Origin of the sequence: Phocaeicola oris, assembly GCF_021295095.1 — a bacterium.
Lineage (GTDB): Bacteria > Bacteroidota > Bacteroidia > Bacteroidales > Bacteroidaceae > Phocaeicola > Phocaeicola oris.
In genome coordinates this window covers 68,389-88,434 of sequence record NZ_JAJLQX010000003.1, presented here as the reverse complement: position 1 = coordinate 88,434, position 20,046 = coordinate 68,389, and the positions used below count along the sequence as shown (strand labels likewise).

At 37.4% G+C, this 20,046-nt stretch carries 17 protein-coding genes; 8 read left to right on the top strand and 9 right to left on the bottom strand.

Annotated elements, in window-relative coordinates:
• Window positions 1-14: 14 nt before the first annotated feature.
• Window positions 15-3,713, bottom strand: a complete 3,699-nt coding sequence (purL, locus tag LO761_RS02915) for a phosphoribosylformylglycinamidine synthase (RefSeq protein ID WP_272816825.1) — start codon at window positions 3,711-3,713, stop codon at window positions 15-17.
• Between the two features lie 124 nt (window positions 3,714-3,837).
• Between purL and LO761_RS02910 the strand changes: the two genes are divergently transcribed.
• The 3 genes from LO761_RS02910 to LO761_RS02900 are packed head-to-tail and all read left to right on the top strand — an operon-like array spanning window position 3,838 to window position 6,669.
• On the top strand, window positions 3,838-4,503 hold the full coding sequence (locus LO761_RS02910; RefSeq protein WP_272816824.1) for a LysE family translocator: 666 nt from the start codon (window positions 3,838-3,840) through the stop codon (window positions 4,501-4,503).
• Between the two features lie 38 nt (window positions 4,504-4,541).
• A complete protein-coding gene (locus LO761_RS02905) occupies window positions 4,542-5,087 on the top strand; it encodes a DUF4924 family protein (RefSeq protein ID WP_272816823.1) in 546 nt (181 codons plus the stop codon).
• 10 nt (window positions 5,088-5,097) lie between these two features.
• Entirely contained in the window at window positions 5,098-6,669 is a 1,572-nt protein-coding gene (locus LO761_RS02900; protein WP_272816822.1) for a peptide chain release factor 3, read from the top strand.
• 268 nt (window positions 6,670-6,937) lie between these two features.
• On the opposite strand, the gene LO761_RS02895 is transcribed toward LO761_RS02900, so the two are convergent.
• Window positions 6,938-7,459 (bottom strand): UpxY family transcription antiterminator, encoded by a 522-nt coding sequence (locus tag LO761_RS02895; protein WP_272816821.1) that lies wholly within the window; start codon window positions 7,457-7,459, stop codon window positions 6,938-6,940.
• Window positions 7,460-7,673: 214 nt separating this feature from the next.
• Between LO761_RS02895 and LO761_RS02890 the strand changes: the two genes are divergently transcribed.
• Window positions 7,674-8,825, top strand: a complete 1,152-nt coding sequence (locus LO761_RS02890; protein ID WP_272816820.1) for an MraY family glycosyltransferase — start codon at window positions 7,674-7,676, stop codon at window positions 8,823-8,825.
• Between the two features lie 17 nt (window positions 8,826-8,842).
• The gene (locus tag LO761_RS02885; protein ID WP_272816819.1) at window positions 8,843-10,201 is read left to right on the top strand and encodes an MATE family efflux transporter; all 1,359 of its coding nucleotides are present in this window, start codon (window positions 8,843-8,845) and stop codon (window positions 10,199-10,201) included.
• 46 nt (window positions 10,202-10,247) lie between these two features.
• Here the strand turns inward: LO761_RS02885 and LO761_RS02880 are convergent, their stop codons facing one another.
• The 3 genes from LO761_RS02880 to LO761_RS02870 are packed head-to-tail and all read right to left on the bottom strand — an operon-like array spanning window position 10,248 to window position 14,234.
• Window positions 10,248-10,712: a MaoC family dehydratase gene (locus tag LO761_RS02880; protein ID WP_272816818.1), complete on the bottom strand. Its 465-nt coding sequence runs from the start codon at window positions 10,710-10,712 to the stop codon at window positions 10,248-10,250.
• A 7-nt stretch (window positions 10,713-10,719) separates the two neighbouring features.
• Window positions 10,720-11,841 carry a Wzz/FepE/Etk N-terminal domain-containing protein gene (locus LO761_RS02875; protein ID WP_272816817.1) on the bottom strand — a complete coding sequence of 374 codons (1,122 nt, stop codon included), beginning with the start codon at window positions 11,839-11,841 and terminating at the stop codon, window positions 10,720-10,722.
• A 5-nt stretch (window positions 11,842-11,846) separates the two neighbouring features.
• Complete coding sequence (locus LO761_RS02870) at window positions 11,847-14,234, bottom strand: SLBB domain-containing protein (RefSeq protein WP_272816816.1); 2,388 nt, start codon at window positions 14,232-14,234, stop codon at window positions 11,847-11,849.
• A gap of 122 nt (window positions 14,235-14,356) precedes the next feature.
• On the opposite strand from LO761_RS02870, the gene LO761_RS02865 reads away from it, so the two are divergent.
• The gene (locus tag LO761_RS02865) at window positions 14,357-15,055 is read left to right on the top strand and encodes a hypothetical protein (protein WP_272816815.1); all 699 of its coding nucleotides are present in this window, start codon (window positions 14,357-14,359) and stop codon (window positions 15,053-15,055) included.
• Between the two features lie 186 nt (window positions 15,056-15,241).
• Here LO761_RS02865 and LO761_RS02860 read toward each other — a convergent pair whose 3' ends face one another.
• The 4 genes from LO761_RS02860 to LO761_RS02845 form a co-directional block, all read right to left on the bottom strand.
• On the bottom strand, window positions 15,242-15,415 hold the full coding sequence (locus tag LO761_RS02860) for a dehydrogenase (RefSeq protein ID WP_272816814.1): 174 nt from the start codon (window positions 15,413-15,415) through the stop codon (window positions 15,242-15,244).
• 62 nt (window positions 15,416-15,477) lie between these two features.
• Complete coding sequence (locus LO761_RS02855) at window positions 15,478-16,572, bottom strand: OmpA family protein (RefSeq protein WP_272816813.1); 1,095 nt, start codon at window positions 16,570-16,572, stop codon at window positions 15,478-15,480.
• 51 nt (window positions 16,573-16,623) lie between these two features.
• Window positions 16,624-17,607 carry a DUF3869 domain-containing protein gene (locus tag LO761_RS02850; RefSeq protein ID WP_272816812.1) on the bottom strand — a complete coding sequence of 328 codons (984 nt, stop codon included), beginning with the start codon at window positions 17,605-17,607 and terminating at the stop codon, window positions 16,624-16,626.
• Window positions 17,608-17,630: 23 nt separating this feature from the next.
• The gene (locus LO761_RS02845) at window positions 17,631-18,845 is read right to left on the bottom strand and encodes a hypothetical protein (protein WP_272816811.1); all 1,215 of its coding nucleotides are present in this window, start codon (window positions 18,843-18,845) and stop codon (window positions 17,631-17,633) included.
• Window positions 18,846-19,059: 214 nt separating this feature from the next.
• Here LO761_RS02845 and ruvX point away from each other — a divergent pair, with 214 nt between their 5' ends.
• Both ruvX and def read left to right on the top strand, forming a co-directional pair.
• Window positions 19,060-19,491: a Holliday junction resolvase RuvX gene (gene ruvX / locus LO761_RS02840; RefSeq protein ID WP_272816810.1), complete on the top strand. Its 432-nt coding sequence runs from the start codon at window positions 19,060-19,062 to the stop codon at window positions 19,489-19,491.
• A complete protein-coding gene (def, locus tag LO761_RS02835; RefSeq protein ID WP_272816809.1) occupies window positions 19,488-20,045 on the top strand; it encodes a peptide deformylase in 558 nt (185 codons plus the stop codon). Before ruvX ends, def begins: the two co-directional genes overlap by 4 nt.
• The last annotated feature ends 1 nt before the right edge of the window (window position 20,046 follow it).

The following is a 20,046-nucleotide window of genomic DNA, read 5'->3' as shown; positions in this document are numbered from 1 at the left end:
ATGTATCCCAATTATTATTTATTCTTTTCTACCCATTTTCGAGCATTAACAAATGCTTCCATCCACGGAGTGATTTCATCTTTTAAACGGTCGGTCGGATAATAAGCACACTGCCATGGGAAGTAAGCACGCTCCAAGTGAGGCATCATGGCTAAATGACGTCCGTCGGCACTGGCTATTCCGGCTACACTGTAGTCTGAATCGTTTGGATTAGCCGGATAAGTATCGTATGAATATTTTAGAACTACATTATATTTGTCTTCCGGATAAGGTAAGGAGAACTTGCCTTCACCATGAGCTACCCAGATGCCTAATCTGTTTCCGCTTAATGACCCAAACAGTACACTGCGATTGGTTGGGATGGTAACTCCGAGGAAACCTGACTCAAATTTATGAGATGTGTTATGGAGCATTTTAGCACGCTTTTTTAATTCCGGATTGATAAGATTAAGTTCAATCATCAGCTGACAACCGTTGCAGACGCCTAAAGAAAGCGTATCCTTTCGTGCATAGAACTTATCCAATGCGGCTTTTGCTTTAGGATTGTAGAGGAAAGCTCCGGCCCAACCCTTGGCAGAACCAAGGACATCGGAGTTGGAGAATCCACCGCAATAAACAATGAAGTTGATGTCGTCTAATGTTTCACGACCCGAAATCAAGTCGGTCATCGTTACATCTTTCACGTCAAATCCTGCCAGCCAGAGCATGTACGCCATTTCACGCTCACCATTCGTTCCTTTCTCACGAATAATGGCAGCATGGATGCCACTCTTGGTACGGCGATCAGGATTAAGTCCGAACTGCGCAAGTTTACCTGAGAATGTCGGATTGATGGTGTATTCTATTGGTTGCTTTTTATAATTCTCGAAGCGGAGTTTAGCACATCCGCTCATGCTTTGTTTGTTGTCAAGCAAATAAGAAGAAGAGTACCATACGTCGCGTAAATAATCAATTCCGAACTGATGAGTAATATCGTTTTTAGTAACAAGAATATGACGCTCTTCAGTTGGAACGCCAATCTTAACGTAACCTACTCCGGCATCCTCTAATATTTTCTTAACCTGAGCTTTATGTTTATCATCAATCTGAATTACAATACCTGGATTCTCAGCAAATAACAGCTTAATCATGTCATCTTCCTTAAATTTATCCAGATTGATTTCCATTCCACCATTGACATTTGCAAAACACATTTCAAGGAGAGTGGTGATTAAGCCACCGGCAGAAATATCATGTCCGGCAAGAATCAACTCCTTGTCAACCAAATTTTGAACAGCATTGAATGTATTAGCAAAGTATTCAGGATCAGTGACAGTAGGAACATCATCACCAATTCTATTTAACGATTGAGCAAAAGCGGAACCTCCTAAACGTAACTTATCAAAACTGAAGTCGATATGATAGAATGTGGTATGCGGATTGTTGACCATGACAGGGGAAATGACTTTTTTAACATCGGAAACTTCACCTCCTGCAGTAACGATGACTGTACCCGGGCTTAGAATCTTTTCGCCATCAGGATATTTCTCCGTCATAGAAAGCGAATCCTTACCGGTAGGAACATTGATATGTAAAGCACAACAGAAATCGGATAAAGCTTGAACAGCCTGATAAAGACGAGCGTCCTCGCCTTCTTGAGCACGGCACGGCCACATCCAATTGGCAGATAAAGAAATTGTTTTTAATCCGTTGGACATTGGAGCCCAAACAATATTCGTCAAAGCCTCGGCAACAGAAAGAACAGATCCTGCGGAAGGATTAGCTAATCCTGCCTGTGGCGCGTGGCCAAGAGATGTAGCTATACCCTTAACGCCACGATAGTCGAGCGCGACAACACCGCAGTCGCTTAAAGGTAACTGAAGTTCGCCTACGCATTGTTGACGGGCTACTTTTCCGGTTACAGAACGATCCACCTTATTTGTCAACCAATCCTTACATGCTACAGCTTCTAATTGCAATACTTTATTGATATATTCATCAAGTTTTGCGGTATCGTATTTTACATTCTCATAATGACGTTCTTTGGTTTTGTCAATCATATATGTTTTAGGGGAAGATCCGAACATTTGACTGACAGATAGATCGAACGGACGAGTACCATCCGGTTTGACAAACGCGAATCTGGCATCGCCGGTTGCTTCACCAACTTCGTACATTGGCGCACGTTCACGGTCGGCTATTTTCTTAACGTGATCAATCTGTCCCTCATTAATAAGTAACCCCATACGTTCTTGGGATTCGTTTGCAATGATTTCTTTGTCCGAAAGTGTTTTATCTCCAATAGGTAACTGATCCATTTTAACATAACCACCGCAGTCTTCAACCAATTCTGAAAGGCAGTTGACATGTCCGGCAGCGCCATGGTCATGAATAGAGATGATCGGGTTATTTTCTTCCTCAACCAATGCACGAACGACATTATATACGCGTTTCTGCATTTCTGCGTTGGCACGTTGTACTGCGTTAAGTTCTACGCCGGATGTGTAACGGCCGGTATCAACAGACGAAACAGATCCACCGCCTAAACCAATGCGGTAATTATCACCGCCCATTACAATAATTTTATTTCCTTTTTCAGGAGAACCTTTTATACAGTCTCGTTCAGTACCATATCCAACGCCTCCCGCTTCCATGATTACTTTATCGTAACCATATTTCTCTCCATTTTCTTCATGTTCGAAGGTAAGTAGCGAACCGCAGATCAATGGCTGGCCGAACTTATTTCCAAAATCGGAAGCACCATTGGATGCTTTGATAAGAATTTGTTCCGGAGTTTGGTATAACCATTTGCGGACTGGAAGAATCTTTTCCCATTCGCGACCTTCATCTGTGCGCGGATAAGAAGTCATATAAACAGCCGTACCTGCAATAGGCCATGAGCCTTTACCACCGCCCATACGGTCACGAATTTCACCTCCGGTGCCGGTAGATGCACCGTTGAACGGCTCTACTGTGGTAGGGAAGTTGTGTGTTTCGGCTTTTAAAGAAATGACTGTCTTTATATTTCTGATAATAAAATAATCGGAAGTGCTTTGGTCGGCCGGAGCGAATTGTTCAACAACCGGTCCTTCAGCAAATGCAACATTATCTTTGTAGGCAGAAATAATGCTGTTTGGATTCTCTTTTGTGGTTTTCTTAATCAGTTGGAATAATGAAGATTCTTTTTCTTCTCCATCAATGATAAATATTCCACCGAAGATTTTATGGCGGCAGTGTTCTGAGTTGATTTGGGCAAAACCGAATACTTCAGAGTCAGTCAGTTTACGTCCCAAGTCGTTAGACACTTTATGGAGATATTGAATTTCGTCATCTGAGAGTGCTAATCCTTCTTTTTCATTATATTCTTCCAAATTGTCTATATATATAATAGGTTCCGGCTTTCTGTCAGTAGTGAAAATCTGTTGATCCAGACCTTTATACATACGTTGCAGCATTACGTCATAGTCAGCGTTTTCGTCTTTAACAGGAAAATATTCCTCGATACGGCAAATTCCTTTCATTCCCATATTCTGAGTAATCTCCACAGCATTCGTACTCCATGGAGTAATCATTTCACGACGTGGACCGATGAAGTAGCTTTTTAAGTCATCTTCTGTCTCAACAGAGGCATCTCCATAAAGCCAGCATAACTTTTGAATTTCCTCAGCAGACGGAATATGATTTATTTCCGTTGCTATAACACTTTTGGAAGGTGTTTTGAAAAATTGAATCATAGCGCTATATGTTATATTTTTATATTCTTATTTCTTCGCAAAGTTATATAAAAGCACTAATCTTTAAAAGAAAAACGAAAGCAAATATAAGCGCATTAGCAAAAAAGTAGCTATCTTTGCAAACATGAATCTGATAGGACTTGTCATATTAGAATTAATTAAAGGACTTGTAATCGGTATTGTGGCATCTGCTCCGATGGGGCCGGTAGGAGTTTTGTGCCTTCAGCGTACACTTAATAAAGGACGATGGTTCGGTTTTGTTACAGGTTTGGGAGCGGCATTAAGTGATATATGTTATGCCTTGCTAACCGGCTATGGCATGAGTTTCATGGATGAATTCATAACTAAAAATCAGTTCTTATTACAGCTATTAGGCAGTGCGATGCTTTTAGTCTTTGGTGTTTATACCTTTCGGAGCAATCCCGTAAAAAATATCCGTCGTTACGATCCTACAAAAAAGCATCCTAAAGGAACTTATTTTCATAACTTCTTCACAGCTTTCTTAGTCACTCTGTCAAATCCTTTAATTATTTTCTTGTTTATCGGTTTGTTTGCCCGATTCTCATTTGTTAATCCTGATATACCTTGGTATATACAGCTGATAGGCTATCTTGCCATTGTATCGGGCGCATTGCTTTGGTGGTTAGGATTGACGACCGGAGTAAATAAAATCCGTTCGCAGTTTAATTTGCGAGGTATCTGGATAATGAACCAAATTATTGGTACAGTAGTCATTGTTATTGCTGTTGTCGGAATGGTATTGACATTTGTTGGAGCAACCATTTACTGACGGTATTATCTTATTTCTGATTCTCAATACTTTTATATATGTTTATTTCTCAGCAATTAAAAGAAAAGAATATAGCAGAATATCTGTTGTACATGTGGCAAGTAGAGGACTTGATACGTGCCAATAAATGTGATATAGATAACATTAAAAAAAATATAGTCAATCTTTATCCGGCGGATGAAGATAAAAAAAAGGAACTTGCTAAGCGATATGAAGAGCTGATAGAGATGATGCGTAGGGAAGGAGTGACTGAAGTTGGACATTTACAGATTAATAAAAATGTGATAACCCTATTGACGGACTTACATTTACGTCTTTTGCATTCCCCGAAATTTCCTTATTATGATGCTGCCTATTATAAGGTATTGCCTTTTATCGTGGAGTTACGAACAAAAGGGGCTCATCGTGATGAACCTGAGTTAGAAACTTGTTTTGACGCGTTATATGGAATACTGATGCTGAAATTGCAAAAAAAGGAAATCAGTGAGGAGACGAAAAAGGCACAAGAAGCGATTAGTAATATGTTAGCTATGTTGTCCGACTATTATAATAAGGATAAAGCTGGCGAATTGGATTTTGATTAATAAAACAACTATGTTAAATCAAGAAATTGAAAGAAGAAGGACTTTTGCGATTGTGGCGCATCCTGATGCAGGTAAAACATCTCTTACAGAGAAATTTCTATTGTTCGGTGGACAAATTCAGGTTGCCGGCGCGGTAAAGAGTCATAAAATACGGAAGACAGCTACTTCCGATTGGATGGATATAGAAAAGCAGCGTGGCATTTCTGTTACTACTTCTGTAATGGAGTTTGATTATAGAGATTATAAAATTAATATATTGGATACTCCGGGGCATCAAGACTTCGCAGAAGATACTTATCGTACACTTACTGCAGTTGATAGTGTTATTATAGTCATTGACGCAGCGAAAGGTGTTGAGACTCAGACACTCAAGCTTATGGAAGTCTGCCGAATGAGGAAGACTCCTGTTATTATCTTTGTGAATAAAATGGATCGTGAAGGAAAGGATCCGTTTGATTTGTTGGATGAATTGGAAGAACAATTACTTATTTTTGTCCGTCCGTTAACGTGGCCGATAGAGTCCGGACCACGGTTTAAAGGGGTATATAATATATATGGAGATAGCTTGAATTTATTTCAACCATCGAAACAAGTTGTAACAGAGAGGGTGGCTGTTGATATTCATTCTGATGATTTGGATAAGCATATCGGAAAACCTTTAGCACAGAAGCTTCGTTCTGATTTGGAATTGATAGATGGGGTTTATCCGGCATTTGATGTCAACGAATATTTAAAAGGCGATTTGGCTCCTGTATTCTTTGGATCTGCATTGAATAACTTTGGCGTTCAAGAATTACTTGATTGTTTTGTTGAGATTGCTCCAAGTCCTCGTGCCATGAAAGCGGAGGAACGGGTAGTGCAACCGGAAGAGCTTAAATTTACCGGTTTTATTTTTAAAATTACCGCGAATATAGACCCTAATCATCGTTCGTGTATTGCTTTTTGTAAGGTCTGTTCCGGAAAATTTGTGCGTAATGCGCCTTATTATCATGTAAGAAGTAAAAAAACGATGCGTTTCTCTTCTCCGGCGCAGTTTATGGCTCAAAGAAAGCAAACAGTTGACGAGGCTTGGGCAGGAGACATCGTTGGTTTACCTGATAACGGTACATTTAAAATCGGAGATACGTTGACAGAAGGAGAGGAGTTGCATTTCAAAGGCTTGCCGAGTTTTTCTCCGTTGATGTTCAAGTATATAGAAAATGCTGATCCGATGAAGCAAAAACAGTTGGGAAAAGGCATTGATCAATTGATGGATGAAGGTGTGGCTCAGTTGTTTGTTAATCAGTTTAATGGTAGGAAATTAATAGGAACAGTCGGCCAATTGCAGTTTGAAGTTATTCAATACAGATTAGAAAATGAATACGGGGCAAAGTGTCGTTGGGAACCTGTAAGCTTATATAAGGCTTGTTGGATAGAGAGCGATGATGCAGAGGAATTAGATAGTTTTAAGAAAAGAAAGTATCAGTTTATGGCTAAAGACCGTGAAGGACGTGATGTCTTTTTAGCTGACAGCAATTATGTATTGCAAATGGCTCAAAATGATTTTAAGCATGTAAAGTTCCATTTCAGTAGTGAATTTTGATCATTGAGAGAACGCGTCCAAACAAATGTCTGAAGTGATACGTATGAGTTGCCAAACTCATACGCATGAATCGTCCAACTCATCCGCATGAACCGATCAACTCATCCGCATCAATTGGACAACTCATCCGCATGAATCGTTCAACTCATCCGCATCAATTGAACAACTCATCCGCATCAGTTTTTGTAATCTCTTTATGAGATAAATTTAGTAAGTTTGACGAAAAAGTAAAAAGGTTGTTTGAATATGCTGTACGACCTTTTTGATATTATATATTATGAATAGACTCAACAAAGCTTATCGGAATCTCCGTACTTATGGCTCCTAATAAATCAATTCTTACAATTACTTTCGAAGTTTTGTTTATGTTGATTAACTCACCTTCTAATCCGGTCAGGGGACCTTTTATGACCCTAACCTGCATTCCGGGTTGTAAAGAAGCATTTTCTATTTCAACAGTAGCATCTGAATAATCGAGCATAAAGCGAAATCTTTCCATCTGATCATCGGGTACTGTGGCTGCTTTATGTTTGCCTATCTCCATCAAGTAATGTGTAATAGACGGCAGTTGCAAGGCTTCGAGCCGTTCTTTGCTCGTTCCATGAATAAATATGGTCATAGGGAGTACGACCCGTTGTATTTTCTTTTTTCGGTTCTGATATTGTTGTATTTCCTCCTGAATAGGGAGGTAACAATCTATTCCCATTAGTTTCAGCTTCTCTGCCACTTTCTTCTCATGTCTGGAAAGTGTGTATGCTACATACCAATATCGTTTATGTTCATCAATCATAATATTCTTTTGTTCGTAAAAGCAAAGATATAAAATTGTTAGGAATAGATATGGCTTATAAAGTAAGAATTAAGAATATGTATTAGGAAAAATAATGTTGCTAAAAATTTTGTTATTTTAATTTTTACTATACCTTTGTTACTTAATAAAGTAAACTCATTTTTTGAATTTATTTTATAGGATAATAATTAGCTGTTTACTAAAAGAACTTCGTATGTTCGATTTATTCTCATCAGATATATTATTTTGGTGGTGTATAATGTTTTTTGTGGTTATGTTAAGTTCGTTTTTCAATGGACTTATAACACCAAAGATATTATTGATATCGTTTAGAAAAAGATTATTTGATGAACCTGATAAAAGAAAGATTCATAATGCTCATATACCTCGTTTAGGAGGTTTTGCCTTTGCTCCATGTATTTTGTTTACAGTTGCGTTTGCTATTGGCATAGCTTTAATATTCTCGAAAGATGAATTGATAATTCATTTAGTCGCAGAGTCTCGGACTTTGACATTTGCTACTTGTGCCATGATGCTTATCTTTCTTATTGGTACAATGGATGATTTGGTTGGCGTTCGTTATCGGAATAAGTTTTATATTCAAATCCTTTGTTCCATTCTTCTTATTTTGGGGAATGTTTGGATTAACGATTTGCATGGATTATTTGGTATTCATCAACTTCCTTGGTATTTAGGCTATTTGTTAACAATATTGGTGATAGTTTTTATAACTAATGCTATTAATTTAATGGATGGTATTGATGGACTTGCTTCCGGATTAAGTGGCGTTGCTTTTATATATTATGGGGTGATTTTTATGTTGGATGAAAAGTTCATCTATGCGTTGATTTCATTTGCGGCTTTGGGAACAATTATTCCGTTCTATTATTATAATGTGTTTGGTAGCGTCGAGCATGGAAGGAAAATATTCATGGGAGATACCGGATCTTTAACTTTGGGCTTGATTTTAAGTTATCTTAGTATTGAATTAAATTTTCATACGCCAAATGAGACGTTGGTGTCATATAATTATTTTGTATTAGCTTTTGCTCCGTTGATTGTTCCATGTTTTGATGTTGTCAGAGTGTTTTTTCATCGCATTCGTCGTGGATGTAGTCCTTTTTTACCGGACAAGAATCATTTGCATCATAAACTGTTAGCAATGGGGATGAAGCAGCGTAAAGCTATGATTTCTATTTTGTGTATTTCTTTCTTCTTGATAATTGCTAATATGATCCTTTCTTGTTTTATTCAAGTGACTTTATTGCTTATTTTGAATATGATAGCATGGTTGCTTTTTATCAAGTATTTGAATAAGAGGATTCATGAGTACAATGTTCTAAAGAAAACACAGTCCGAAGAATAATTCAATAAACCTTTTTAATGAGTACTACCAATGAGATGACAGAGGGAGCTACTCTTCCTCAGATTTTCCATTTTGCTCTACCTTTATTGGGTGGAAATTTACTGCAGCAGACTTATTCGTTGGTTGACGCGGCTATAGTTGGTAAGTTTTTAGGTATAAATGCTTTAGCTTCTGTTGGAGCAAGTTCTTCCGTTATTTTTCTTATCTTAGGATTTTGCAATGGATGTTGTGGAGGATTTGGCATTCCTGTTGCTCAGAAATTCGGTGCCAGAGATTACTCAACGATGCGTAGAATGATTTGGACAGGAATCAAATTATCGATGGGGATGAGTATAGCACTAATGATAGCCACTGCTTTATTATGCGAGAGTATTCTACAGTGGATGCGAACTCCTGAAATGATTTTCGATGGTGCTTATATTTATTTGTTAATCACTTTTATCGGCATTCCTTGTACTTTCTTATATAATTTGCTTTCGAGTATCATTAGAGCATTGGGAGATAGTAAGACTCCATTTTGGTTCCTTTTATTCAGTACGATATTAAATATTGTATTAGATTTATTTTGTATACTGATAATGGGCTGGGGAGTAGCGGGAGCTGCAATAGCTACCTTGATTGCGCAAGGTGTTTCTGCCATTCTTTGTTTCTTCTATATGCAGAGACATTTCTATATATTACGGAGTACGGCTGATGAAAGGAAGTATAAACAAAGATATGCTAATACCTTATTATATATAGGAGTTCCTATGGGGTTGCAGTTTAGTATAACTGCTATCGGAAGTATAATGCTTCAGAGTGCTAATAACGCGTTAGGCACTGCTTGTGTTGCTGCCTTTACCGCGGCTATGCGCATTAAAATGTTTTGTATGTGCCCGCTTGAAACCTTAGGTATTGCAATGGCCACTTTCGCCGGGCAGAATTATGGAGCAGGGAAGCCGAAAAGAGTTTGGCAAGGTGTAAAGTCTGCTTGGTTGATGATGATTATGTATAGTATTGTAATAGGAATTGTTCTTTGGATTGGTTCAGAATTCTTCGCACTCATGTTTATTGATTCCTCGGAAACAGAAATCATTAGAGATACAGCTTTATTCTTACATATATCAGTATCTTTCTATCCTGTTTTAGGTACACTATGTATCTTACGCTATACGATTCAGGGAGTGGGTTATACCGGATTATCCATGTTGTCCGGAGTGTCTGAGATGATAGCTCGTGTATTAGTCAGTTTGTTTGCTGTTCCTTCTTTCGGATATATGGCTGTTTGTTTCGGTGATCCTACGGCTTGGGTGTTTGCCGTCGCGTTTTTGGTTCCTGCCTTTATATGGGTTTATAAAAGGATTAAGGTTGTTAATAACAGAATGGTTATTGTATAAAAAAGGAAGGTGTGCTTTTCAACACACCTTCTCTTTCATGATAGATTTAACTAAAATAGTATAAGAAAGTTGCGACACCTTCTAATGCTTTCTTATTTTGTTCCTTGATATCAAGTGTGAATTTTATTTCTGCTTTAGTTATACCTCGAAGATTCTGAATATCTTGGAGAGAAGCGGTAAGACGAATGCTTTGTCCGGAGAGCACAGGCTGGCCAAATTTCATCTTATCCATACCATAGTTTACCATCATCTTTAAGTTATGAACTTCAATAATTTGATTCCATAGGTGTGGAAGCATGGATAAAGTCAGATAACCATGTGCGATTGTACTTTTATAAGGTGATTCTGTTTTTGCACGGTCTATATCGACATGTATCCATTGATGATCATTTGTTGCGTCAGCAAACTTATTTATTCTGTCTTGAGTAATCTGGATATAATCTGAAACACCGATTACTTTGCCTAACCATGAAGCAAATTCGTCGTAGTTATTTACAATACATTTTTCCATTATGCTTTTATTTTTGTTCAACTATTGTTTCCTGATCAGTAATTTGCTTTTTCCATTCCTTTATTTGGTCTTCAAAGTAAACCCATGCACATGCTCCAACAAATCCTAAGAATAGAAATCCAATAAGGATAATCATTTTTCTTGGTTTGGATGCACGCATTGGCACTATTGAAGGCTGAATAACAGCAAATGCCGGAGTGTTTTCTTGTACTTTTGCCTTAGCTGCTTGTAATTGTTGAGATGTTTGGGAATAAGTTTGATATGCTAAATTCATCTCGTTTTGCAACCGTTCCTGTTCTGCTCTGTAACTATGTAATATCAGATTCTGATTTGCGTCTGTAAAGTTTGCGTACTCGTTCTGAGCTTTAGTGTAAGCAGATTTTGCCTCTTCATATAATTTCTGAGAGTATGCCAAGTCTTTACGAGCTTTATTAGTTCTATAAGTTGTAATATACTTCTGTAAATTAGCTATTACTGTATCAGTTACTTGTGCGCAGATATTCGGGTCTTGCATAGTGACAGCCAAATCCATTACACCGGTTTTTTGGTCTACAGATAAATTTAAATTCTCTGATAGCGCACTAATGACTCTTCTGTCATCTTTAGACAGATACTCGGGATCGATTTCATTGCTATCCTTTTCTTTGTTTTTAAATAAGCCGATTATTTTAGATGGTATAGAGAACACACCTTTAAAGATTGAACTCCACCAAGGTAATCTATAATCATTTAGGAGATAATTATATAAGGTTGTGTTGCCTTTCTTATTTTTTACTTGAACTTTAAAAAGTTCTTTTAAGAAAGGAGTAGAAGCCATGACATCCGGATAAATTTGGTCGGACAGCGCATCTGAGTTGGATGAGCTAAGATTAATTCCTGCCATAGCTGCCAAGGAACTTAGATTTCCGCCTGATCGACTGTTTGTTCTTTCGGAGGAGAGTTTTACGGCGGTAGTGTATTCCTTTGGAATGCTAAAGGCAACCACTAAACCCGCAAGTAAAGCGATGCCACATACCTTATATATAAACTTTCGTTTACTCCAGATTTTTCTTGCTATTTCCATCAAGTCAATCTCTTGTTCATTAACCAGATCGACTTCTTCCGTATTTTGTTTCTTTTCGTCAATCATAATCATTATTTAAAGAGACGGATAATGGATGCTATAACTGCTGCCATAGATGCTGTCATTGTTCCAATACTTATCATCTCGGGTAAACTTGCTCTATTACTCTTATCTTTTTCCGGAACGATGATTTCACTTCCGGGTTCAATTTGTTTTCTGCTATGTAATCTCAGTTTCGAAGCCTTACCATTTAAATTAACTACGTAAACTTTATGTTTCCGAGCATTGCTTCCAAAACCTCCTGCTTGATTGATGTAATACTTTAAATTTTCATCTTTTTGATATAAAACAGTATTTGGATACATCACAGCCCCACTGATTTTTATCGTATTGATATATTCCGGGATATATACGACGTCACCATCGCGTAGTACTAAGTCATAGTCTGAATTTGGATTTCTCAAAGCTTGTTCCAAATCTATTCCTACAGGATATGTGTTGGAAACATTTAATATACTAACGTCAATAGAATCATTACCGGTAGCTCTTCTTGCCATTTTGAGCATATCCATCTCTCTCATCTTCTCTTCTTCGGTTCTTGTCCTGATTAATCGGGCACCTTTGATATATGCTTCCGGAGTTAATCCGCCGGATCTTTGAATTAAAGATGAAATACGTTCATTCTTACTCTGAAGCGCATAGTTGCCTCCGAATAAAACTTCACCTCCGATAGTTACATTCTGCTGTGCTCTGTATGCGGGACTCTTTCTGATATATACTTCATCGTATGGTTCCAAATGGAAAGTTTCATCACCAACCTTAAAGTTATCTGTTATGTCAATAGTATATGTCTTGCCAACTTCCTTAGAGTATAATGTACTGCTTGGGTCTTTTATTCTGCGGGTAATATCGACCTTCACGGTAGAAGCATCCTCTAACAATCCGCCTGAAACTATAATCAAATCTTCTACCGTCATATTTTCTGCGTATGCGTATGTGCCGGGAATATTAACCTCTCCGTGGATGGTTACTGTCTCCATTTCCTTTAGCCCTTGAATACTTGGGATGTACAAAACATCGTTCTTTTTTAAAGGGATATCCGGCACGGAACCATTTAAGAGAGCATTCAAATCAATTGAAATTATTTCATGATCCAAATTATCCTTTTCACGTGTAAGTATCGCACGATTTAAGAATGCGTTTTCTCTTAAGCCGTCTGCTTTTTTTATTAATGCTTTAACGGTATTTGTTTGGCCATCCAGTTGATATATGCCTTCGCGGAAAACGGCTCCTCGAATTTCTATTCGGTTTTCGTAGCGATTGAGGACAGAGTCTACAGAAATTTCATCACCATCTTCCATGCGGAATACGGAGTAATCAACTTCGTCAATATTGAATATCTGGTGCTCGCGTCCTGTTTTACGGATTAATCTTACCGATTGTTTATATGCGTCTCCGGTAAAACCACCGGCATAATCAAGTAATGTTTTAAAAGTTTCATCCGATTTCAGCTCATAATACATTGGTCGTTTAACCTTTCCTTCTATAGATACCAACGATTTATAAGGCTCAACAATGATTACATCACCTTCTAAAAGGCGAACGTCATCATTCATCTTACCTTTCATTATAAAACTGTAAACATCTAAATCAGCGATCGTTCGCCCGTTGCGGACAACTTTAATACTACGCAAACTACCGATGTCGTTTACACCTCCGGCTCTATATAATGCGTGAAAGACTGATGAAAAAGCAGATAAAGTATATGTTCCCGGAACAGTAACTTCGCCCATAATATTAATTTGTATAGAGCGAATGTTTCCTAAGGTCAGTTTGACTTGTGTATCCGGACCTGAATATATTTTTGAAAGTTCATTGCGTAAAAAACGATCGGCCGCCTGTATGGTCATTCCGCTTAAGGAAATAGGACCCAAGCCACTGATTTGTATATTGCCGTCGGGAGAGATGGTCTGGCGAATGGTATTTTCTGAAGCTCCCCACACATCTATGATTACTTCATCTCCCGGACCTAAAACATAATTTGTAGGAGTTGCTAAATTTGCGTTAGGCTCGAATGAGAGATTGGCATTTGTAAACAGATTATGTCCGAAAATCGGAATTGTCGGAGTTGCTACGGGCATGGGTGTAGTACGCTCGTTAATAACTTCTCCTGTCTCTTGAACATCGGTACGAGTCCTCCTTATTGTATCGTTTGGAGCAGATATGGTTTGATTTTGTTTATCTGCTTGTTCCTTTAAATATTGATCTCGAATTCGTTCAACTTGTTGACGGGTAACACCACGACGCATCAATTCTGTTGTCATTTGCCGTTGAGTTTTACCTGCAGCTTGTGCTTGCTTTAAATATTCTATTACTTCTTTATCTGACATTTGCTGCGCGTATGCAGCAGTTCCTGATAATGTCACTAATAGGATTAATAGAGTTAAGAATTTACGCATAAACTATTTTTTATTTAAATTTGTTTGGTGATAGTGTATAGCATGTGCAAAGTTAATTATAATTTGGAATTAATCAGTCCTGTTTATTAAAAAAGTGCTGGAAATATTGAAAATGTAGAACTATGAGTCAAATATCTGTTATTGTTATGAATATAAGTCACATGTATGAGGATTACGAGTTTCTTCATGCTTCGGATTTTATATGGCTCAATTTGACCGATATAATGGAAGTAGATGGTTATTGTAGTGGCAGAGCACAAAAAAATATTATCGAACGGATTAAATCATTACCGAGAAGAGCGGTTCATCTTCTGGATAATGGTAATTATCATTATTTGACAGATTTATGGTGTAGGAGTATTTCTGAAAAATTTAGTCTGTTGCTTTTTGATCATCATCCGGATACTCAAAAGTCTCGAATTCCATCAATGCTTTCGTGTGGCAGTTGGGTTAGGCACATGTTAGGATCTCATCCTTATTTACAGAAGGTTTATATGGTGGGGCCGTCGTCTGGAAAATTAAGTTTTTTAAATGAATATAAGGATAGAATAGTTCTTGTGAAAGATTTATCTCTCATTCCGCTTGATTTTCCTATTTATATTTCTGTTGATTTGGATATTCTGGATAAAAAATATTTTATATCCAATTGGGACCAAGGTACGTTTTCGTTCGATCAACTTTATTCTGATTTGTCTTATCTTCTTGAAATTCATCGACCATTTCTTGGTGTTGATCTTTGTGGTGACGATGATAGGGCATATCATTTATCAAACGAACAAGTGTATTTTTCTCTTATTAATTTGTTGGTTAACAGTTTATGAACTCATGCGTATAATTGAATAAAGTGTTGGGCATCAAATGCTCAAATGATGCTGATGAGTTGTTCAATTGATGCTGATGAGTTGTCTAATTGATGCTGATGAGTTGTCTAAGTGATACGCATGAGTTAACAAAATCTTTTGATGATTTCGTTAGAATTCCTTATGACGTTAATAGCTGAGCAGTTTCTAACTGTCATCTTCATTTTCCTGATTCGAAGTTTGGTTTTCAAAATCATCAGCTTCTTCTTTGATATCAGTTTTTACACTGTGAGTGTATTTCTTAAATTTCTTGCTTTTAAGCCATGCTGCTTTACGCTTTTCGTACTCTTCTCTTTTTTGTTCTAAAAAATTGTCTGCCATAGTTTTAAATAAAAAAGGATGCACCAACATGATGCATCCTTTTTGTAATAAGTTATTTTCTATTATTTATTTCTCATGATAACTACACGGTTCAAGAAGTTCTTACCGAACATGTTCTCTGTTCCACCATTAGCAATCTTAGTCAACTGGTTAGGATTTACACCTTCAGCAACCAATGCGTCGTAAACAGCTTGAGCACGTTTCTCAGACAAACGCTGGTTGATATCAGGAGTACCTGTAGCCTTATCAGCATAACCATTGATAGTGAATGAAGCATCCGGCATTTCTTTCATAGCTTCAGCAATCAATTTGATGTTAACCTTAGCCTGATCACTCAAATTAGCACGGTTAATCTTGAAGAATACTGCACTGGCAATAGCGCCTTCACTTGTATTCTTAACGACTTCCTTGATAACTTCTTTTGGAACTTCTCTAACAACTTCCTTAATAACTTCTTTCTCAACAACACGGTCGGAAACCTTATTGAATTTCTTACCGCCGAAGATGTAAGTAAAGCCAACTGTTACAGCACCAGTACCTTCGCTCTTACGATATTCGCTCTTATTTCCGAAGTTAGATGGAGCGATTGCGCCACGAGCTTCAACATCTAAAGCAAATGATTTGTTTAAGTTGAATTTCAACCCCAAACCGGCAGAAGCTCCGATACGTGCATGACTTTTTTCTTTACCACCTTCAGCCAAGAAATAATGAGTATTCTTTTGGTTGTCGATAACCAACGTACCATTAGTTGACTTAGAGAGGTTGATCTGTGGACCTAAGAAAGCAAATACCTCGAATACACGATCGGTATTAACACCTGCGAACAATGTTGACAAGTTCAATAAACCATCAATGTTACCGCCAAAGTATTTGTGAGCATGGTCATGGAGATTGTCTTGACAAAGACTTGTCCAAATACCATTAACTTGTGCGCGAACACCCCAAGTAGGAGTAATATATTTACCTAAAGACAGGTTGAAATGAGGGTTTCCTTTTACAAAACCATTATTGTAAATAGAATATACGCCGCCACCAACGCTGATGAAAATATTATCGCTCCATTTTGGAGTATAGTAATTTTCCTTTGTGCTCTGTGCGTTTATAGTAACGCATGCGCTTGCAAAAAGCAATGAAAGAGCTATTGTTTTAAATTTCATAATCTTACGTATTTATCAATTTTAATGTTAACTTATTCAATACTATACAGATTAGTCTGCATTGATAATACCACCACCAGCGTTACCGCTTCCGTGTCCGTGTCCATGACCTGCGTCATGTCCGTGTCCTGCATGGTAGTGACCAGCGTGTGAAGGATGTCCTATTTCTTCAGGAACAACTGTATGATAAGACTGGTCTTGCATATCGAATGTAGCAACATCTGTCTTAGTACCATCTTTACATATTCTTACAACTGCGTATGTGTATGTTACAACTGTTGGTTGAACATAAGCTGTGAATAAGCTATAAGCACTTGATTTAAAGGTGTACTCTTTCATCTCAGTGTTATCATAAGTCATACCTTTTGCAAGATTGTCGATGATGGCTTTTAATTCTGCCTCATGTTCCAAATCAAGGATAACCGGAGTACCGATGAGAGTACGTTTCTTATTGATAGGAGCCTTAACTGTCACTGTCATGAAGTACTCACTTGGGTTTTCAATGTATTGTTTGCCATTGTGAGTATATGCATGAGTAGTTGGAGTCATGTAAATTTTGTTACCGAGCATTGGATCTGATTGTTTTCTCAGTTCAAATGAGTTGTAACAGTTACATTCCGGATTTACCGGTCCTTTTTCGATGACAAAGATAGTCGGGTTCATAGTAACGATACCTGTTAATAAAGCAGGTGTTTGTATTGTTACAGAACCGGTTTTTTCTTTGTATGCGGCTTTAATCGTAACAGTTGCAGCAGAAATTGACGGATTGTCTGTTGTTCCGGCAATTGTAGCAGTATTACCAGATGCAGTAATTCCCTCCCATGTAAAAGTAGCATCTTTTGTAACATCTGATACCGTTCCATTAGCCATATCAATGGCCATCACCTGTGGGGTTATAATAACCTGAGCAGGATTGTAGATGACTTTAGTGTCAAAGTCTTCTTTTGAACAAGATGTAAACGTTAATGTTGTTAACGCTACTGCAGCAAGTACCAATTTAATACTTAAACTGCTAAAAAGCTTGTTTTTCATCATTTTGTAAAATAATAATTAATAATTTAATAATTTTCTAACTCTGATTTAATAAAATAGGGGTTATAGCGATTGCGTTCCATTATATTATCACTAACCTCAGCTTTAAACTCTTTATAATACTTTCGTTCGTTGTTTGCATTATAAATAAGTCCCATATTATTCGAAATATTCACTCTCGGAATGTAGCCACGTCTTTTCATTTTGTAAGCGGGTAACAAAATCTGAAAGCGGAATCCACCATTCATTTTTGCATGTTCTGCTTTTTCTGCGTAAAAGCCAACCGATGCATAACGGAAATGGCGAATCATTTCAAATACTACGCCTTTCTCTTTCAGAAAGAATTGTTGGGCTCTTAAGCTGAATTGCGTATTATACTTCGGCCAATAAAAGTTGCCACCTATCGACCAAGTCGTCGTCATTTTATTATCGTAATGTAACCTAAAACCATACCAATATCCTATACCAACATAACTGATTCTTGCCGTAGCGGAGAATCGTTGATCAGGAAATGGATAGAAAAGCTGTAAATCTCCTCCCCAACGATCGTTGTTGAAATAGCCAACAGTTACTTTTCCTTTTATATTATATGGTAAGCAAAATCGTTGGGAAATAGTCAAATGTCCCGGATGAACTTTATCCTCCAATATTCCATATCCGTCATTATATACCGGAATCTTCAACATGCCTGTCAGTTTGCCCCCCGGCCAAAGTGAAACTTCTACAGCCGGGCTTAAATCGAAAAGCCATTGATAGATTTGAGTAATAATCATGTTCATATATGAAAGCTGCGGATAAATAACTACATCAACTTTAAATAGGGAACTATTTTTCTTCTTTACATGTTTTACTTTGTTCCAACTGTCTGTTACATCATAGGAAACGTCCCAATCCCCAGGTCGAATGTTTGTAGTATCGTTCTCGCTTTTAGAGTAATACGTCAGTTCGACTTGTGGAATATTATTATCCGTTACAATGACTCTACATAACTTATCAGAAGGTAATCCTCCATTTTGAATAGCTTTCAAAGCAGTTGCAATACCTTTTCCGATGCGTTTTTCCTCAGTGCTTTCAATTGTGTAGATACGTTCAGCCGGAGTTTCAATCCACCGAACATTCTCATAACCCATTATAACAAGTTTGTCAACGATCGCATTACCGGAAGTTTGTCCCTTTACTCCATGAGGACATAATAAAAATACCCAAGCACTTAATATAACTACCCAATGTCTTGTCTGCATGCCTCTAAAGCAATGTTTTTAACCTTCCGATTTTGCAACTTAGCATAGACATTACGCCACGCTAAATTACGTTACAAATGTAGATACTATTTTTTTTATATCCAAATAAATTTTATTTAAAACTGAAGATTTTATTAAAAAAAAGCAGAAAAACAACAATTAGTTCATAAAAAGTAGGCTTAAGAAAGATAAATGTTGTATTTTTGTTCCAAATATGAGCAGAATCTTAGCATTAGATTATGGAAAAAAGAGAACCGGTGTTGCCGTGACAGATCCATTACAATTAATCGCTAATGGAATAGGGACGGTGGCTACTTCAGATTTGATGACTTATGTACAACAATATGTGCAAAGTGAAGATGTTGAACGGATTGTTCTTGGATATCCCAAACAGATGAATAACGAGGATAGTGAGAATATGAGGCGAATAATTCCTTTTATGAACAGATTAAAAAAAGTATTGCCATCGATTCCTGTTGAACTTTATGATGAGCGATTCACATCTGTATTGGCTCATCAGGCTATGATTGATGGAGGCTTAAAAAAGAAAGATCGTCAGAACAAGGCATTGGTAGATGAGATTAGCGCAACTATTATTCTACAGTCGTACATGGAAAGTAAACGAAATAAAGATATAAAAAGATGATATTACCTATTTATGTATATGGGCAACCGGTTTTGCGTGAAGTTGCCGAAGATATTACACCTGATTATCCTGAGTTGAAAAGTTTGATTGTCAATATGTATGAAACATTGGCAAGAGCAGATGGTGTAGGGTTAGCAGCTCCTCAGATTGGACTTAATATTCGGGTCGTGATTATTAATCTTGATATTATTAGTGATGATATGCCTGAACTGAAAGGATATATCCATACATTTATAAATCCTCATATTATAGAAACGGGAGGAGAGATGGTAGATATGGAGGAGGGATGTTTGAGCTTGCCTGGTATTCACGAGAATGTGAAACGAGCCGCAAGAGTCCATGTTAGATATCTGGATGAGAATTTTCAGGAACATGATGAGTGGACTGAAGGATATGTTGCCAGAGTAATGCAACATGAATTTGATCATTTGGATGGAAAAATGTTCATTGATCACTTGTCTCCTTTCCGGAAGCAGCTTATTCGTGGAAAATTGAATGTGATGCTTAATGGAAAAGCCAGAAGCTCGTATAAGATGAAACAAGTGAAAAAATAAA

What these genes read in the sequence shown, in the direction of transcription:
- LO761_RS02875 (WP_272816817.1), bottom strand. Translation starts at nt 11,841, where the DNA reads ATGATTGACGAAAAGAAACAAAATACGGAAGAAGTCGATCTGGTTAAT.
- LO761_RS02890 (WP_272816820.1), top strand. Translation starts at nt 7,674, where the DNA reads ATGTTCGATTTATTCTCATCAGATATATTATTTTGGTGGTGTATAATG.
- LO761_RS02880 (WP_272816818.1), bottom strand. Translation starts at nt 10,712, where the DNA reads ATGGAAAAATGTATTGTAAATAACTACGACGAATTTGCTTCATGGTTA.
- LO761_RS02860 (WP_272816814.1), bottom strand. Translation starts at nt 15,415, where the DNA reads ATGGCAGACAATTTTTTAGAACAAAAAAGAGAAGAGTACGAAAAGCGT.
- LO761_RS02865 (WP_272816815.1), top strand. Translation starts at nt 14,357, where the DNA reads ATGAGTCAAATATCTGTTATTGTTATGAATATAAGTCACATGTATGAG.
- LO761_RS02850 (WP_272816812.1), bottom strand. Translation starts at nt 17,607, where the DNA reads ATGATGAAAAACAAGCTTTTTAGCAGTTTAAGTATTAAATTGGTACTT.
- LO761_RS02900 (WP_272816822.1), top strand. Translation starts at nt 5,098, where the DNA reads ATGTTAAATCAAGAAATTGAAAGAAGAAGGACTTTTGCGATTGTGGCG.
- LO761_RS02855 (WP_272816813.1), bottom strand. Translation starts at nt 16,572, where the DNA reads ATGAAATTTAAAACAATAGCTCTTTCATTGCTTTTTGCAAGCGCATGC.
- LO761_RS02870 (WP_272816816.1), bottom strand. Translation starts at nt 14,234, where the DNA reads ATGCGTAAATTCTTAACTCTATTAATCCTATTAGTGACATTATCAGGA.
- LO761_RS02845 (WP_272816811.1), bottom strand. Translation starts at nt 18,845, where the DNA reads ATGCAGACAAGACATTGGGTAGTTATATTAAGTGCTTGGGTATTTTTA.
- def (WP_272816809.1), top strand. Translation starts at nt 19,488, where the DNA reads ATGATATTACCTATTTATGTATATGGGCAACCGGTTTTGCGTGAAGTT.
- LO761_RS02895 (WP_272816821.1), bottom strand. Translation starts at nt 7,459, where the DNA reads ATGATTGATGAACATAAACGATATTGGTATGTAGCATACACACTTTCC.
- purL (WP_272816825.1), bottom strand. Translation starts at nt 3,713, where the DNA reads ATGATTCAATTTTTCAAAACACCTTCCAAAAGTGTTATAGCAACGGAA.
- ruvX (WP_272816810.1), top strand. Translation starts at nt 19,060, where the DNA reads ATGAGCAGAATCTTAGCATTAGATTATGGAAAAAAGAGAACCGGTGTT.
- LO761_RS02905 (WP_272816823.1), top strand. Translation starts at nt 4,542, where the DNA reads ATGTTTATTTCTCAGCAATTAAAAGAAAAGAATATAGCAGAATATCTG.
- LO761_RS02885 (WP_272816819.1), top strand. Translation starts at nt 8,843, where the DNA reads ATGAGTACTACCAATGAGATGACAGAGGGAGCTACTCTTCCTCAGATT.
- LO761_RS02910 (WP_272816824.1), top strand. Translation starts at nt 3,838, where the DNA reads ATGAATCTGATAGGACTTGTCATATTAGAATTAATTAAAGGACTTGTA.